The sequence below is a fragment of the Corallococcus sp. AB038B genome (genome assembly GCF_003668955.1).
GTDB lineage: Bacteria > Myxococcota > Myxococcia > Myxococcales > Myxococcaceae > Corallococcus > Corallococcus exiguus.
In genome coordinates this window covers 543,799-559,600 of the sequence record NZ_RAWO01000003.1, presented here as the reverse complement: position 1 = coordinate 559,600, position 15,802 = coordinate 543,799, and the positions used below count along the sequence as shown (strand labels likewise).

At 70.0% G+C, this 15,802-nt stretch carries 14 protein-coding genes; 4 read left to right on the top strand and 10 right to left on the bottom strand.

Features of this window, described 5'->3' with window-relative positions; all coding sequences use genetic code 11:
• The first annotated feature begins 7 nt into the window (after positions 1-7).
• A complete protein-coding gene (locus tag D7Y04_RS18450) occupies positions 8-325 on the top strand; it encodes a protealysin inhibitor emfourin (RefSeq protein ID WP_120593247.1) in 318 nt (105 codons plus the stop codon).
• Here the strand turns inward: D7Y04_RS18450 and D7Y04_RS18445 are convergent.
• Complete coding sequence (locus D7Y04_RS18445) at positions 322-1,851, bottom strand: M91 family zinc metallopeptidase (protein ID WP_121760167.1); 1,530 nt, start codon at positions 1,849-1,851, stop codon at positions 322-324. The two genes, D7Y04_RS18450 and D7Y04_RS18445, sit on opposite strands and share 4 nt — an antisense overlap.
• Before the next feature lie 350 nt (positions 1,852-2,201).
• Here D7Y04_RS18445 and D7Y04_RS18440 point away from each other — a divergent pair, with 350 nt between their 5' ends.
• A complete protein-coding gene (locus tag D7Y04_RS18440; RefSeq protein ID WP_121760166.1) occupies positions 2,202-3,515 on the top strand; it encodes a porin in 1,314 nt (437 codons plus the stop codon).
• A gap of 1 nt (position 3,516) precedes the next feature.
• Here the strand turns inward: D7Y04_RS18440 and D7Y04_RS18435 are convergent, their stop codons facing one another.
• The 6 genes from D7Y04_RS18435 to D7Y04_RS18410 form a co-directional block, all read right to left on the bottom strand.
• Positions 3,517-6,075 carry a polynucleotide kinase-phosphatase gene (locus D7Y04_RS18435; RefSeq protein WP_121760165.1) on the bottom strand — a complete coding sequence of 853 codons (2,559 nt, stop codon included), beginning with the start codon at positions 6,073-6,075 and terminating at the stop codon, positions 3,517-3,519.
• Entirely contained in the window at positions 6,072-7,472 is a 1,401-nt protein-coding gene (locus D7Y04_RS18430; RefSeq protein ID WP_121760164.1) for a 3' terminal RNA ribose 2'-O-methyltransferase Hen1, read from the bottom strand. Before D7Y04_RS18430 ends, D7Y04_RS18435 begins: the two co-directional genes overlap by 4 nt.
• Before the next feature lie 80 nt (positions 7,473-7,552).
• A complete protein-coding gene (locus D7Y04_RS18425) occupies positions 7,553-8,557 on the bottom strand; it encodes a fumarylacetoacetate hydrolase family protein (protein ID WP_121760163.1) in 1,005 nt (334 codons plus the stop codon).
• Positions 8,554-9,864: a homogentisate 1,2-dioxygenase gene (gene hmgA / locus D7Y04_RS18420; protein WP_121760162.1), complete on the bottom strand. Its 1,311-nt coding sequence runs from the start codon at positions 9,862-9,864 to the stop codon at positions 8,554-8,556. The genes D7Y04_RS18425 and hmgA overlap by 4 nt, the downstream gene beginning before the upstream one ends.
• Positions 9,865-9,905: 41 nt before the next feature.
• On the bottom strand, positions 9,906-10,373 hold the full coding sequence (locus tag D7Y04_RS18415) for a MarR family winged helix-turn-helix transcriptional regulator (protein ID WP_120598616.1): 468 nt from the start codon (positions 10,371-10,373) through the stop codon (positions 9,906-9,908).
• 211 nt (positions 10,374-10,584) lie between these two features.
• A complete protein-coding gene (locus tag D7Y04_RS18410; protein ID WP_233601483.1) occupies positions 10,585-10,998 on the bottom strand; it encodes a DUSAM domain-containing protein in 414 nt (137 codons plus the stop codon).
• 302 nt (positions 10,999-11,300) lie between these two features.
• Between D7Y04_RS18410 and D7Y04_RS44490 the strand changes: the two genes are divergently transcribed.
• Positions 11,301-11,471, top strand: coding sequence for a hypothetical protein (locus tag D7Y04_RS44490; RefSeq protein ID WP_158627543.1), 171 nt, complete (start codon positions 11,301-11,303; stop codon positions 11,469-11,471).
• A gap of 5 nt (positions 11,472-11,476) precedes the next feature.
• Here D7Y04_RS44490 and D7Y04_RS18400 read toward each other — a convergent pair whose 3' ends face one another.
• Positions 11,477-11,866, bottom strand: a complete 390-nt coding sequence (locus D7Y04_RS18400) for a hypothetical protein (protein WP_120598618.1) — start codon at positions 11,864-11,866, stop codon at positions 11,477-11,479.
• A 217-nt stretch (positions 11,867-12,083) separates the two neighbouring features.
• Between D7Y04_RS18400 and D7Y04_RS18395 the strand changes: the two genes are divergently transcribed.
• Positions 12,084-13,793, top strand: coding sequence for a hypothetical protein (locus D7Y04_RS18395; RefSeq protein WP_121760161.1), 1,710 nt, complete (start codon positions 12,084-12,086; stop codon positions 13,791-13,793).
• 2 nt (positions 13,794-13,795) lie between these two features.
• Here the strand turns inward: D7Y04_RS18395 and D7Y04_RS18390 are convergent, their stop codons facing one another.
• Positions 13,796-14,290, bottom strand: a complete 495-nt coding sequence (locus D7Y04_RS18390; protein ID WP_233601482.1) for a hypothetical protein — start codon at positions 14,288-14,290, stop codon at positions 13,796-13,798.
• A gap of 69 nt (positions 14,291-14,359) precedes the next feature.
• Entirely contained in the window at positions 14,360-15,754 is a 1,395-nt protein-coding gene (locus tag D7Y04_RS44485; RefSeq protein WP_158627542.1) for a hypothetical protein, read from the bottom strand.
• Between the last annotated feature and the right edge of the window lie 48 nt (positions 15,755-15,802).

Genomic DNA, 15,802 nt, shown 5'->3' with positions numbered 1-15,802 from the left:
CGACGGAATGCGAATCGAGCTCAAACGGGAGGGAGGCGTCGCCTTCTTCCCGGGCCTCGCCAGGCCCCGCACCGTGGACCTGGCAGCCCTGCCTCCCGCCACGGCGGAGGCGCTCCAGCGGGAGGTGCGCGAGGCCCGCTTCTTCGAACAGCCGGCCACCGTGGGGGCTTCGCCCCAGCGGGGGGCGGACCGGACGCGCTACACCGTCACCATCGAGGACGATGGCGGGCGGAGGCATTCGGTCCAGATGCTGGAGCCCGTGACGGAGCCGCACCTGCGCTCCCTGCTGGAGCTCATCCAGAAGGCCGTCCGGGACAGGGCCTAGTAGCGCGGACGGGTGGGCAGGTTCAGGTCGTCGCGGAGGACGTTCTCTCCGGGGCGGCCGCCCTGCACCACGTCCGGCGTGGACGGGTCCTGGTCCAGGTCGATGGGCAGGCCCACCGCGGACGTCTCGCGGTTGTTCACGCCGTCCTTCTCACCGACCGCCAGCGTGCCGTTGGCGTAGTCCGAGGCGTGCACCATCTCGTGGAACAGCGCGACGACGGGCGGGCGGTTCATCCAGTCCTCGCTGCCCAGCGAGATGCGCGTGGTGTTGTAGTTCACCGTGCCGTTGGTGCCCTTGCCCGGCGTGCCGTCCGCGTTGAACCAGGCGTCGTCCTTGTTCTGCGCGGACGCGGAGTTGCCGCTGGACGTCTCCTTGATGGTCGTGGTGTGGCCGCTGTCATCCAGCGTGCGCAGCAGGTCCTGGCCCGAAGGCAGCGAGCGCATCGCGTCCAGGTCCGACTGCACGCGCGCCTGGAAGTCCGCGCTGCCCGACACCGTCACCGAGCGGCCGCGCTGGTCTGCGTTCGTCATGTCGACGATTTCGCGCTCGCCCTCGGCCGCGTCGGCGGTGGTCTCGTTCTCTTCGACGTAGAGCTTGTCCGTGCCCGTGCCGCCACGGACCGTGTCCTTGCCCTCGCCACCCGCCACCGCGTCGTTGCCCGCGCCACCGCTCAGCGTGTCGTTGCCGCGCCCGCCGATGACCTGGTCGTCGCCCTCGCCGCCGTAGGCCCGGTCGTTGCCCGCGCCCGCGTCGATGTAGTCCCGGCCCTTGCCGCCGGACATGTAGTCGTTGCCGTCCAGGCCGTACATCACGTCGCGGCCCTCGCCACCCATGATGCGGTCATCGCCCGCGCCGCCCTCCAGGTAGTCGTCGCCGTCCTGGCCCTTCAGCGTGTCCTTGCCCTCGCCACCGATGAGGGTGTCGTTGCCCGCGCCGCCGATGAGGGTGTCGTTGCCCTTGCCACCGGTGAGCTTGTCGTCGCCCGCGCCGCCGTCCAGGGTGATGTCCTGCGTGACGCTCGCGTCCACGGTGATGGAGTCGTTGCCGTCACCGCCGTTGATGATGGCGCCCTTGGCCTGCTCCGCCGTCAGCGTCACCGTGTCGCTGCCGGACTTGATGGTCAGCCCGCCGTCCTTGTTCTGCGACACCGTCGCGGTGTTGTTGCCCGCGCCCAGGTCCACCACGGTGCGGCCATCCGCGTTCGTGCTCACCTGGGGCCCGGCAAGGGCGCTGCCCACGCGGCCCGCGATCTTGCCCAGCGCTTCGCCGATGCCACCGGCCGCCTTGCCCGCGGCCTTGCCCAGGGCGCCCCCGATGCCCCCAGCCCCCTCACCGGAGCGGATCTCCGCGGACAGCACCGGCCGGGAAGCGGCGCCCGAGCGCGGGGCCGAGTCGAAGCCGTCCTTCATCCGCTGCGCGACAGCGGCCTTCACCGCGTTGGGCTTCGCCGTAACGGGAGCCTTCACCGGCTGCGTGCTCACGGGGGACGAGGTGGGGCGCGAACCAGGCTTGCCAATCGAGGTCATGTCGCTTCTCGCGGGTGACGGAGACACCCGGTGCGGGTCCGGCGGACGGCTGCCGGGGAGCGGATGAATGCCGCCCGAAGGGGATTGTCGCGAAAGCGTGACGCCGGTTGCCTCGGTCCGCTGATTCCAGGCCAACCCCTGGGAATGACTCGTTCAGGGGTGGGGGGCCGGGCCATGTCACGGGCGTGTGACACGGGCCGCTCGTTCGTGTGACAGGACCGCGTCGCCGGTAACGGTGTGGCAACAACAGGGGTCGGTGCATGGCGGAGGGACGCGCTCTTCGGTAACGGGAGCGCCACAACGGGACCGGGCGGGTCCCTCCCTGCTCCCCGCCCGTCTTCCACGAACCCATGACCCTCGCCTCGTCCCACCGCTCCGTCCTTCAGGCCCTGCTGGCTGGTACCGCGCTCTTCTTCTCCTCCTCCACCCTGGCCCAGGAGACTCCTCCCGAGTCCGCACCCCAGGGCGAGGTCGTGCCTCCCGCCGCGCTGCCGCCCCCCGCGGAGGAGAAGGAGAAGGAGAAGGAAAAGGAGAAGAGCAAGCCCTGGTACGAGAGCATCCGCCTCCGGGGCTACACGCAGGTCCGCTACAACCGGCTGCCCAGCTTCCGGGTGAACGACTCGCTCATCAACGACCAGGGCGACCGCTTCCTGGGCAAGGACACCGGCTTCGGCATCCGCCGCGCGCGGCTCGTCATCTTCGGGGACGTGCACCCGCACGTGTCCATCTACCTGCAGCCGGACTTCGCCTCCGTCATCGGTGACCAGTACAACGTCGCCGTCATGCGGGACTGGTACGCGGACATCTTCGTGGACGCGAAGAAGGAGTTCCGCTTCCGTGTGGGCCAGTCGAAGGTGCCGTTCGGCTTCGAGAACCTCCAGTCCAGCCAGAACCGCCTCGCGCTGGACCGCAACGACGCCATCAACAGCGCGCTGAAGGACGAGCGCGACGTGGGCGTGTTCTTCTACTGGGCGCCCTCGCACATCCGCGAGCGCTTCAAGTACCTCGTCGACAGCGGCCTCAAGGGCTCCGGCGACTACGGCGTGGTGGGCCTGGGCGTCTACAACGGCCAGACGGCCAACCGCGCCGAGCGCAACAACAGCCCTCACGCCGTCGCGCGCGTCAGCTATCCCTTCCTCTTCGGGTCCCAGTACGTGGAGGTCGGCACCGGCGCCTACTACGGCCGCTTCAACCTCAGCGCGGCCCCTCGCGATGACGCGGCCTATGCGCTGGCGCGTGGCCCCAACATGGTGGATGCGCGCGCCATCGTCAGCCTGATGATCTACCCGCAGCCCCTGGGCTTCCAGGCCGAATACAACATCGGGCGTGGGCCGTCGCTGGGCTCGTTCCCGGACGAGGCGCTGCTCATCGACAGCCGCAACCTGCATGGCGGCTATGCGCAGCTCATGTACAAGCTGGACGGCGTGGTGGGCGTGTCGCTCATCCCCTACGTGCGCGGCACGCTCTACAAGGGCGGCAAGAAGTTCGAGACCAACGCCCCCCTCTACGACGTGCGCGAGCTGGAGCTGGGCGCGGAGTGGCAGATCTGGAAGGCGCTGGAGCTGACGGCCGCCTACGTCATCGCGGACCGCACCTCGTCGCGCTACCCGTATGAACAGGAGCAGGGGCACGTGACGCGCCTCCAGCTCCAGTTCAATTACTGAGTCAGAGTCGCGGGTCGACGGGCTCGCTCTCCAGGGCGAGCACGCCGAAGACGCACTCGTGCACGCGGCGCAGGGACTCCTTCCTCGTGAAGCGCTCCAGTCCTTCGACACCCAGTGAGAACTCGCGCAGCGCGAGTGAACGCTTGGTGCCCAGGCCGCGCTGGCGCAGCCGGTCCAGGTTCGCGGGCGTGGTGTACTCCGGGCCGTAGATGATGCGCAGGTACTCCGTGCCCCGGGACTTGATGGCGGGCTGCACCACGCCCTTGCGTCCGCGCACCGCGAAGCCGAAGGGCTTCACCACCATGCCCTCGCCGCCGCGCGCGGTGAGCTCCTCCCACCACCGCACGCCGCCGGCCACCGCGTCCGCGTCCTCCAGCGCCACGACGCGGTAGGGCGTGGCCACGAGGAACGACGGGTCCGCACGGCACACGCGCGCCAGCGTCTCCATGTGCCAGACATGGTCCTTGTCCACGTGGGTCGCGCCCTCCGTGGCCAGCAGGTGGAACGGCGCCAGCCGCACGTCGTCCAGCGACGTCACCGGCCAGCAGTAGCGCCGGTACGCCTCCACGTAACGCTGGACGTCGGTGGCCTTGTCCGTGAAGCGCGTGGCCAGCTCGCCCAGCGGCAGCCCCCGGGCGGTGGCCTGCCCCAGCACGGACACAACGTCCGTCAGCGCCGCGCGGGAGGCAGCCCCCACGGCGGCGTACGGGTCGCGCAGCAGCTCCTGGGCCTTGAGCGACCAGGGCATCAGCTCGCAGTCCAGGCAGGCCCAGTCCGTCTTCAGCTCCTCCCAGAAGCCGGACGCGTCCAGCGCCGCCCGGACGCGCGCGAGGAACGCGGCCTCCAGGGCTTCATCGGTGAAGAAGCGCCGGCCGGTGCGCGTGTAGCAGACGCCCGTCTCGCCGGAGGTGACGCCAAAGCGGCGGCGGGCGGCGTCCGCGTCGCGCGCGATGACGACGACGGCGCGCGAGCCCATGTGCTTCTCCTCGCAGACGACCTGCGCCACGCCCTCCTTGCGGTAGTAGTCGAACGCCTGCTGGGGATGCTCCAGGAAGCCGGGCTCGGTGCTCGTCTCCGACGGCGACATGGTGGGCGGCAGGTAGATGAGCCAGCGCGGATCAATGGCGAAGCGGCTCATCGCCTCCAGCGCGGCGGTGGTGTTCTCCTCGCGCAGGGTGACGTTCGCGGCCAGCCGCGTGGAGATGACGCGCTTGCCCCGCACGTCCTCCAGGTCCAGCACGTCATCCGCCTGTTGCTGTGCGCTCAGGCCGGACGGGGCCGGAGCGGCCAGGGGCTTCACCGGCTCGCAGTACACGCGCTGCGCGGGGACGGAGACCAGCTCCCGCTCCGGGTAGCGCAGGGCGGTGAGCTGGCCGCCGTAGACGCAGCCGGTGTCCACGCACAGCGTGTTGTTGACCCACTCGGCCTCCAGCACGGCCTGGTGGCCGTACACCACCGACGCGCGGCCCCGGTACTCCGCCGCCCAGTTGAAGCGCACCGGAAAGCCGTACTCGTCCGTCTCGCCCGTCGTCTCGCCGTAGAGCGCGAAGGTGCGCACGCGGCCGGAGCCCCGGCCCTGCATGCTCTCCTTCAGGCCCGCGTGCGCCACCACCAGGCGCCCGTCGTCCAGCACGTAGTGAGAGACCAGGTCGTCGATGAACTTCGCCACGCGCTGGTGGAACTCCGGCGGTTCCTTCTCCAGTTGCTCCAGCGTCTGGGCCATGCCGTGGGACACGTTGACCTTGCTGCCGCGCAGCTTGCGCAGCAGCTTCATCTCGTGGTTGCCCGGCACGCACAGCGCGGTGCCGGCCTCCACCATGTCCATCACCAGCCGCAGCACGCCCGGGATGTCCGGGCCGCGGTCCACCAGGTCGCCCAGGAAGACGGCCTTGCGGCCCTCCGGCGGGCGCACTTCGACACCCGGCGTGCCGTCCGCGCGCGGATGCACCTGGTAGCCCAGCTTCGCGAGCAGCGCCTCCAGCTCCTCGCGGCAGCCGTGGATGTCTCCGATGATGTCGAACGGCCCGCGCTCGCGCTTGAGGTTGCACCAGAGCGGCTGGCGCTCCAGCACCACGCTTTCGATGGCGTCTGGCTTGAGGACATGGAGGTGGCGGAAGCCCTCGCGCTCCAGGCCGCGCATGGAGCGGTGCATCTGCGAGACCTGGTTGCGCACGAAGCGGAAGCTGGCGGCGCGGTCCGGCCGCTGCTGGTTGCGCTCGATGCAGGTGCGCTCCGGCACGTCCAGCACCAGCGCCACGGGCAGCACGTGGTACTCGCGCGCCAGTTCGACGAAGGCCTTGCGGGACTCCGGCTGCACGTTGGTGGCGTCCACCACGGTGAGCAGGCCGCGCGCCAGACGCTTCGCCGCGACGTAGCGCAGTGTTTCGAAGGCGTCCTTCGTCGCCTCCTGGTTGTTCTCGTCGTCGGACACGAAGCTCCGGTAGGTGTCCGAGGAGAGCACCTCCGTGGGCTTGAAGTGCCGGCGCGCGAAGGTCGACTTTCCCGAGCCAGACGGGCCAATCAGCACGACGAGTGACAGCTCTGGAATGTGGATGTTCATCGCGTGAACACCGCCATCTGCGTCGGCGCGCCGACCTCCGCGTCGTTCTCTCCCACCGGCAGGAAGCTCACGGTGTAGCCGTAGCGCTCGCACATGCTTGCCGCCCACGCCTCGAACTCGGCGCGGGTCCATTCGAAGCGGTGGTCGCGGTGGCGGAAGGTACCGGTGGGGAGTGAGGTGAAGCGCACGTTGTACTCGGCGTTGGGGGTGGTGAGGAGGATGAGGCCCGGTCGCGTGTACTCGAAGAGCACGCGCTCGAAGGCCGCGAGGCGCGGCATGTCCAGGTGCTCGATGACCTCGATGACGGTGGCGGCGTCGAAGCCCGCGAGCCGCTGGTCGCGGTACAGGAGCGAGCCGTGCAGCAGCTTCACGCGCTGCCGTTGCAGGTCCGGCATCCGTTCGATGCCGAGCCGGTCGTGGGCAATCTCCAGCGTGCGGTAGGACACGTCCATGCCGACGAGCTCGGTGAAGCGGCGGTCCTTCAGCAGGGCCTTGAGCAGCCGGCCCTCGCCGCAGCCCAGGTCCACCACGCGCGCGGCGCCGTGCTCCTGGAGGACGGTCATCACCGTCTGGAGCCGCTGTTCGTTGAGGCTCAGGCGCGACTCGAGCACGGCCTCCTCGGCGTTGCGCGCCTCCTGGCGTTCCTCGGGCTCGGGGGCCTCGTCGCCCGCGAGCCGCTCCAGGGCTTCGCGCGCCAGACTGTGGCGGTGGCGCAGGTAGCGGCGGGCAATCTGTTCGCGCTCCGGGTGCGTGGCGAGCCAGCCCTCACCGTGGCGCACCAGCTTCTCCACCTCCTCGTCGCCGACCCAGTAGTGCTTGTCGTCGTCGAGCACCGGGATGAGGACGTACAGGTGCGAGAGCAGGTCGCCCAGGCGCACCTGTCCCTCCAGCGTCACGGTGAAGTAGCGGCTGTCACCCCACGCGGGCACCGTCTCGTCCAGCGCGTGGCGGGTCGCGGTGACGGTGTAGCCGAGCGGCTCGAAGAGGCGGCGCAGGAAGGTTTCTCCGCCCCGGCAGGGCAGCACCGACAGGCGGGCGGAGAAGGGCAGGGGTTGCGCGGCCAGCTCCGGCCGGTCCTTGCTGCGTCCCGACAGCGCGGTGCCGAAGACGCGGGACAGCGCCACGCTCATGAAGGACGACGCGACGTAGGGCCGGTCGTTGACGTACTGGTCCAACGTGCCGCCCTGGCCCCCGGACGACGGACGGCCGCGCACCAGGGCGACGGGGTCCACCTCCAGGAGGAGCGCCGCGGTGGTGCGGCCGGCGGAGGCCTCCGGGTAGAAGACGTGCGCCAGTCCGAAGGGAAGCTCGAAGGACTGGGGCCGTTCCGGGTTCTTGTGCAGCAGGTAGCCCAGGTCTGTCGCGGGCGAATGGGTCGTCGATAGGGTCAGGAGCATGGGGGGGCGCGCGTGAATCCTGCTGCGCGCCGGACGGGTGGAACAAGGGGCCCTGACGGAAGAGGCCCCTTCTTCTCCGCCTACCCGCCGACTGACTGGTCGATGGCGCCGAAGATGCTGGCGCCCGAGTCGTCCCGCATCTCGATGCGCACCCGGTTGCCGCGCTTCAGGAACGGCGTCTTTGGCGCACCGTCCCGGAGCGTCTCCACCACGCGCACCTCCGCGATGCACGAGTAGCCCGCCCCACCCGCACTCACCGGCTTACCGGGACCGCCGTCCGGACCCCGGTTGGACACCGTGCCGGAGCCCACGATGCTGCCCGCGCACAGCGAGCGCGTCTTCGCCGCGTGGGCCACCAGCATTCCGAAGTCGAACGTCATGTCCACGCCCGCGTCCGCGCGGCCGAAGGGCTCGCCGTCGAGGAAGACCTCCAGGCGGCGGTGCAGCTTGCCTTCCCGCCACGCGGTGCCCAGCTCGTCCGGCGTGACGAACACCGGCGAGAACGCCGACGCGGGCTTGGACTGGAAGAAGCCGAAGCCCTTCGCCAGCTCGTTCGGAATCAGGTTGCGCAGCGACACGTCGTTGACCAGGCCCACCAGCACGACGGCGCCCAGGGCCTGCTCGCGTGTGGCACCCAGCGGCACGTCGCGTGTCACCACCACGACCTCGCCTTCCATGTCGCAGCCCCACGCCTCGTCGGCGAGCGGGATGGGCTGGCGGGGTCCGAGGAAGCCGTCCGAGCCGCCCTGGTACATCAAGGGGTCGGTCCAGAAGGAGGGCGGCAGCTCCGCGCCGCGCGCCTTGCGCACCAGCTCCACGTGGTTCACGTACGCGGAGCCGTCCGCCCACTGGTAGGCGCGGGGCAGGGGGGCCGCGCACCGGGTGGGGTCGAAGGGTGCTCCCGGAACCTCTCCGCGCTCCAGCCGCTCCGACAATGCGCGCAGGGCCGGCGCGTGGCGGTCCCAGTCATCCAGCGCGGCCTGGAGCGTGGGCGCGATGGCGGACGCATCCGCCTGCCGGGACAGGTCCTTCGTCACGACGACGAGCCGCCCATCCCGTCCTGCGTCGACCGAGGCGAGCTTCACGACTGGCCGCCTCCCGTGGAGGGCATCTTCGCCTTGGGCAGGTCCGCCCAGCAGGCGTCGTAGTCCTTCTGGAGGACGGGGCTCTCCATGGCCTGGAGCGTGGGCGCGATGACCCAGCGGGTCTCGAACATGAAGGCGAGCGTGTTGTCGATCTTCTTCGGCGTCAGCTCCGCGGCGACGGCGGCTTCGTACGTCTTGCGGTCCGGGCCGTGGGCGCTCATGCAGTTGTGGAGCGACGCGCCGCCGGGCAGGAACGCGTCCGCCTTGGCGTCGTAGACGCCGTGGACCAGGCCCATCAGCTCGCTCATCACGTTGCGGTGGAACCAGGGCGGCCGGAAGGTGTTCTCCGCCACCATCCACCGGGGCGGGAAGATGACGAAGTCGCAGTTCGCCGTTCCCGGCGTGTCACTGGGCGACGTGAGCACCGTGAAGATGGACGGATCCGGGTGGTCGTAGCTCACCGTGTTGATGGTGTTGAAGCGCGCCAGGTCGTACGTGTACGGCACGTTGTTGCCGTGCCAGGCCACGACGTTGAACGGCGAGTGGTCCAGCGTCGTCTCCCAGAGGTTTCCCTGGAACTTCTGCACCACGCGCGTGGGGCGCTCCACGTCTTCATACGCGGCGTGCGGCGCCACGAAATCGCGCGGGTTCGCGAGTCCGTTGGACCCGATGGGCCCCAGCTCCGGGAGCCGGAACTGCGCGCCGTAGTTCTCGCAGATGTAGCCGCGCGCGGGGCCGCCGGGCAGTTCCACCCGCATGCGCATACCGCGAGGGATGAGCGCGACGTGGCCGGGTGGAACCTCCAGCACGCCCAGCTCCGTGACGATGCGCAGCGTCCCGGACTGGGGGACGATGAGCATCTCCCCGTCGGCGTTGAAGAACGCCGTGTCCGTCATGGACGCCGTCGCCGCGTAGAGGTGCACCGCCGCGCCCGCGTTCTCGGCCGGGGAACCATTGCCGCCCAGCGTGAAGAGGCCCTCCAGGAAGGTGGTGGGCGTGGTGGGCATGGGCGCCGGGCTCCAGCGCAGCCGGTTGGGCGAGGGAGGCACCTCCCGGAAGGGGCCGCTCTTCAGCGTGCGGGCCTCCACGGGCCGGTACGCTGGGTGGCCCGCGCTGGGCCGCAGCCGGTACATCCACGTGCGCCGGTTCACGCCGCGAGGCGCGGTGAACGCGGTGCCGGAGAGCTGCTCGGCATAGAGGCCGAACGCGACGCGCTGGGGCGTGTTCTGGCCTACGGGAAGCGCACCGGCGACAGCCTCCGATGCGTGCTCGTTTCCAAAGCCTGTCAGATGGCGGACGTTTTCCATGGCGCCCGAAATAGTAACAGATGTAACCAATCCGGCAAGGCTCAGGGGCCGGGCTTGAGGGCGCGGATGGCGGCGCGCTCCACGCGCTCCAGCAGCGAGCGCAGCACCTCGCGTTCAGAGGACGACAGCTCCGCGAGCACCTCCGCCTCCGCTTCGAGCGCGGCGGGGGCAATCCGCTGGTAGAGCCTCCGCCCCGAGGCGGTCAGCGTCAGGCGCCGCGAGCGGGCGTCGCTCTGGCTCGTGGCGCGCCGCACCAATCCGCGCTCCTCCAGCGAGCGTGCGGCGCGGCTCACCGGGACCTTCTCCATGCGCGTGCGCCGGACGAGCTCCAGCTGTGAGCGCTCCCCGTCCTCGCCCAGGACGGCGATGAGCCGCCACTCCTGCGTGGAGAGGCCGTCCTCGGCCGCGTACACGCGGGCGATGCGCTGGCTCACGACGTTGTCCGCGACCGACAGGCGATAGGGGAGGAACTCATCGAGGGTGAGGCTCGCGGTGCGTGCTTTCTTCATCGGGCGTCCGACTATAGCGAGCGCGGCCCGCGTGCCACGGCTCGCGTGGGGGGGGGTGCTGGTCGTTCGTGGGCTTCAGCCGGGGAGGGCGCATCGCGGGAGAACAAGGCCCGCCGCGATGGTCTGCGCTCGCGCCAGTGGCAGCCCCGCCCCTCCGTCCCACTTCTCGCCCTGAACTTCTAAACCGCCCCGAAGCGTGGATGAGCACCCGTCAGTCCATGTCCTCCAGGGCTATCTCCGCCAGTTCGCGGTAGAGCGGCACCATCTCTACCGCGAGCAGGTCCTCCATCACCTTCCGAGCGCCTGCGGTGTCTCCTGTCTGCCGGAGCCGACGGACCTCGGACCTCGCAGTCATCATCCGCATGGAGCTGCTTCGGATTCGCCCCCGCTCCTCGCGGAGCAGGGCCGTCGCGGTGGTGACGTCTTGGATGGCTGCCTGGGCGTCGGCCTCGGGGATGGCCACCTCGCATGCCGTGCGCAGCAGCAGTTCGCGCACGTCCGGAGTGAGCACCAACGCTTCACCCGCCTCTACGCGGGCGGCGAGGGCTCGCACTTCATCCCAGTTGACGTCCTCGGACATGCTCAGCGCCTCTTCCTCTTCGGACGGCACCTGTCGTCCGGCCATTCGCCCCGCTGCCCTTCGCAGTATCGGAAGCAGTCGTAGCAGGAGCCGGACCAGTGGTCCTCCTGGCATTGCACATGCGTCTCCAGGCAGGCGCGTTTCCACTCCGGAAGTTCGCGGGAGAGTTCCTCGGCGGCCCGCGCGAACAGGAGGATGTCCTCGGCCTCCAACTCCGTGGCCCCACAGCGAGCAGGATTGCCTGGGTGCCTCTTCACGCAGCAGCTGACGGTGGAATCCTGGGGGCCGCACTGCGCTTGGGCCAGGTACTCCGCGGTGGCGCTGGGCTGGGGGGCGCTTGCCCGCACATGGGCGCCGCCACCACAGCCCGCGCCCACGAACGCGAACGCCGCCACGAGCATCCCCATGAATCGCGTGTTCTGATTACGCATCTGTTTGAAGAGAAGACCCGACTGGAGGCGGAGTTGCGGGGCCTGAAGCCCCGCCCCTCCGTCCCCCTCATTGCCGAGAACTTCTGACCGGGTCAGTAGGTGCAAGCGCGGTTGTTGCAATACCCCTGACGCGTGCCGCAGACGCAATCCGAGTCGTCGATGCAGCGGCTGGACGGGCACGTCGGGCCACCACCGCCGCCACCACCCGGGAGTTGGTAGGAGCAGGCGTTGCGCGCGCACGTCACGGACCGCGCGTTGGGACACGCGTTCCAGCAGTCATCCTCGGAGGAGCACCGGACGGAGACACAGACCAGGCTCGCAGCCTCCTCGGGCGTGGGCTCGGACGACATGGCCTCGGCGGAGGCGCATACCGCCTGCGTGGCCATCTCCAGGGCTGGCGCGGACGGCTCCGCGAAGGCCGCGGTGGCCGCGAAGGACAGCAGGACAGCGACGCTCCAGGACAGGCTTCGACGGGACGACATGGCGGCGGGCTCTTTCCTCCCAGGGATGCCATGCGGCACTGCATGGGGATTCCTGGGAGCACCAAATTAGCATGTCTGTCATGACTGGCGCCGGTTCCGCCGGACGCGTCCCGGGCAAGGGGTTCATCGGTTGGATTGACACCCCGCCCGGAGCCGATTGCCGCATGCGCCAGGTCCCCCCACCGTTCCTGGGAGATCGCAGGCCCGGGGGGACCTCATGCGCGCGCAACTCCTGTTCATCCTCATCCCGTCTTTGATTGTTCCGGGGACGTATGCCGGAGCGCAGGACGCCAGCCCGCCGGATGCTGGCGCGGCCGCGCACGGGGCGCATGGCAAGCCTTCCGCGCTGTCGAGCCTCACCTCGCTCGCCCAGGGCGCGGTGCTCTTCGATGACCTGGGGACCTTCCAGCGGAAGGTGACGACCCGGTCGCCCGAGGCGCAGGCCTTCTTCGACCAGGGGATGCGGCTCACGTATGCCTTCAACCACGACGAGGCCGCGCGCTCGTTCGCCCGCGCCGCGCAGTTGGATCCTTCCTGCGCCAGCTGCTTCTGGGGCGTCGCCCTGGTGCTCGGGCCCAACTACAACGTGCCCATGCTGCCGGACCGGGCGGCGACCGCGTGGACGGCCCTGCAGAAGGCCCAGGCGCTCGCCCCCACGGCGACCCCCACGGAGCAGGCGCTCATCGGCGCGCTGTCCCGGCGCTACGGTGGGCCGGAGCCCCGCACGCCCGAACAGATGAAGCCCTTCTCCCAGTCCTACGCCAACGCCATGCGCGACGTGGCGAAGCGCTTCCCGGAGGACAACGACGTGCAGGTGCTCTTCGCCGAGTCCCTGATGAACCTCAACCCGTGGAAGCTGTGGACACTGGAGGGCAAGCCGGAGCCGGGGACGGGAGAGATTGTCTCGCGGCTGGAGACGGTGCTCGCGCGCGCGCCGAACCACCCGGGCGCCAATCACTATTACATCCACACCATCGAGGCCTCGGAGCACCCCGAGCGCGCATTGCCCTCCGCGGAGCGGCTGCCAGGGCTGATGCCCGGCGCGGGCCACCTGGTGCACATGCCGGCGCACATCTACCAGCGGGTGGGCCGGTACGCGGATGCCTCGGAGAGCAACCGCCGCGCCGTGCAGGCGGACAATGACTATCTGCGCCAGGTGGAGCCCATCGGGTACTACCCGATGTACCTGGCCCACAACTGGGGCTTCCTGTCGTTCTCCTCGTCCATGGAGGGACGCGCTGGGGAGTCCATCCGCGCCGCGCGCGAGTCCGCGAACGTCCTGCCTCCGGAGATGCTGAAGGAGATGCCGGGCATGGACTTCTTCGCGTCAGAACCCCTGCTCGCGATGGTGCGCTTCGGGCGCTACGACGCGCTGCTCACGGAGCCCCGGCCGGACCCGAAGTATCCGGTGCTGACGGGGCTGTGGCTGCACGCGCACGGGCTGGCGCTCGCGGCGAATGGGGAGTTCAAGGAGGCCCGCGCGGAGCACGCGGAGCTGGTGAAGCTGGCCGCGAACGTTCCCGACACGATGACCGCTGGAAACAATTCGGCGAAGGACGTGCTGGACGTGGCGGCCCGCGTGCTCGATGCCTCCATCTCCGAGCGCCAGGGCTGCGCGGACGCGCTGACCCGCTGGGAGGACGCGGTGCGCGCCGCGGATCAGCTGGCCTATTCAGAGCCCAGTGACTGGTACTACCCCGTGCGCCACTTCCAGGGCGCGGCGCTGCTGGACGCGGAGCAGTACAAGGCCGCGGAGGCTGTCTACCGGGAGGACCTGCGCCGCAACCCCGGCAATGGCTGGGCCCTCTTCGGACTCGCCCAGTCGCTGAAGGGGCAGGGGCGCACGGCGGAGGCCAACGCCGTGAATCAGCGCTTCAAGGCGGCCTGGGCGGGCTCGGACTTCGCGCTCACCCGCACGGCCTTCTGACTTCAGCGGGCGTCTGCGCGCCGGAAGCCGTACACCCATGCGCCCGCGGCGATAAGCGCGGGCAGCACCACCGACACCGTGAGCGCGCCGAACACGGCGTCGTTGGCGGGCTGTCCGATGAAGTCCACGCCGGACACGCGCAGCCACGCCTTCACGCAGGTGATGCCCCAGTTGGCCCAGTTGGCGACGATGACCGCCCAGGCCAGGCGGCGCTGTCCCACGGGGCCGTAGCGCAGCATGGGCAGCGTCCACGCGACGCCCAGGAGGAAGAATGTGCCCATCAGCGCGTTCAGGTGCGCGGCGAGCGCCATCTGCGGATCCGCTGGCACCTTGCCCGTCATCGCCGCGGAGACGTAGCCGCCGGTGAGCAGGCCCACCAGCATCAGCCACGCCGCGGCGTGGGCCATCAGCCGGGCCGCGGGCTGGACGAGCGGGATGACGGGGGACTCGGGGACCGAGGAGGCCTCGGAGAGGGGTCGGGCGGATGCGTTGCGCATGGTGGGCGGAGCGGCATCCTCGCACCCGGTCGCGCGCGGACGCCAATCACCTTCTCCTGACTCCCAGCGTCAGAAGCGGGCCTGGAGCAGCACGTTGAAGCCCACGGCGTTCGCGGGCTGGAAGACCGGCCCTGAGACACCCGTGACGTCATCCTCGAAAATGGTCCGGTTCGGGTCGTGCGTGTAGGAGACTTCCGCCAGCACGCCGGCAATCGTCCCCAGGTCCCAGCGCACCGTGGCCTTCGCCGTCACCACCAGCCCCGGGTCCTCGCCTTCGGGCAGGAGGCTGAGGACGTTGGGCCCCTGGAACACAGCGGTGTAGTTGCGGCCCGGGAGGCCCACCGGCGCGTTCCGGAGCGAGGCAGGGCGGGTGAGGCGCACGAGCAGCCCGGGCGTCAGGCCCCAGTCCTGGAGGTGGTAGTCACTGCTCAGCGTGCCGGACACCTCCGCGCGCGTCTCCGCGTCGTTCATGAAGGCCTGGAACGGGGGGAGCCCGGGCGCGTCGACCTGGATGAAGGAGAGCGTGCGGACGTAGGCCAGCGCGTGCGCGCGCCAGAAGCCCTGCTTCACCCGCGCCTCCAGGGCCCCCGCGCCTCCCGTCTGCGTGGTCCGTTGGAGGATGGCGTCCGGATCCAGCAGCCCCTGGGACACGATGCTGCCCTCCAGCGACACCGACGCCGCGAAGCCTCCGGGGTAGGTCTCGGGCTGGAAGAAGCGCTCGAAGAAGGTCGGGTCGCCCTGGTAGAGCTTCAGGTCGACGTTGTTCCCGATGGGGGCGCCCCGGTGCCAGACTGCACCCAGCGAGGCGCCGCGCATGGGGACGTGCATCTCGATGCCGAAGTTCGCGGCGGCGGGCACCTGGCCTCGGTCGAGCACCGTGCCCTTCAAGGCCAGGCGCAGCTCGGGCGTGACGTCCAGGAATCCGCCCGCGAGCAGTGCATAACGGCGTGAGAAATCCAGGCTCAGGTCATCAAGCACGTTGGCGGATTTGATGGCCACGAACGCATCCCATCGCCGCCGGGACAGGCGCAGTTCCAGCGCGGACTCGTTTCCCGAACGGCGGGGAAACGCCTGCCGTTCCCAGGTGACCGGGTACGTGAATCCCATGTACAGCCGCGACGTGGTGATGGGGTGGACCGCCACTGCGAGTCCCTCTCCGGACTCCCAGCCCGAGGGCCGGTAGCGCAGCCGCAGGTTGCTGCCGAAGTCCTGCAAGGCAATGCCCTGGGTGGCCGGCGTGGAGAGGAAGAACGACAGCGTGGCTTCCGCGCGCAGGCCCGACGCGAGCTCCGGCGTATGGCCTTCCAGCGCCGCATGGAAATATGTGGCCGAGCCATCGGCATCGATGTCCTCGTCGAGGCCCTGGAAGGACAGCCGCGCCTGGAAGGGCGGTTCGGAGAGGGTGGCTTCAGGGGCCTGTCCCAGGCACAGCAGCAGGGGAAGCGTCAGCAGTGGAGACGTCATGGGCGCGCGCGTCTAGCACGTCCCGCCCCCGGGTAGGCAGCCCAACCG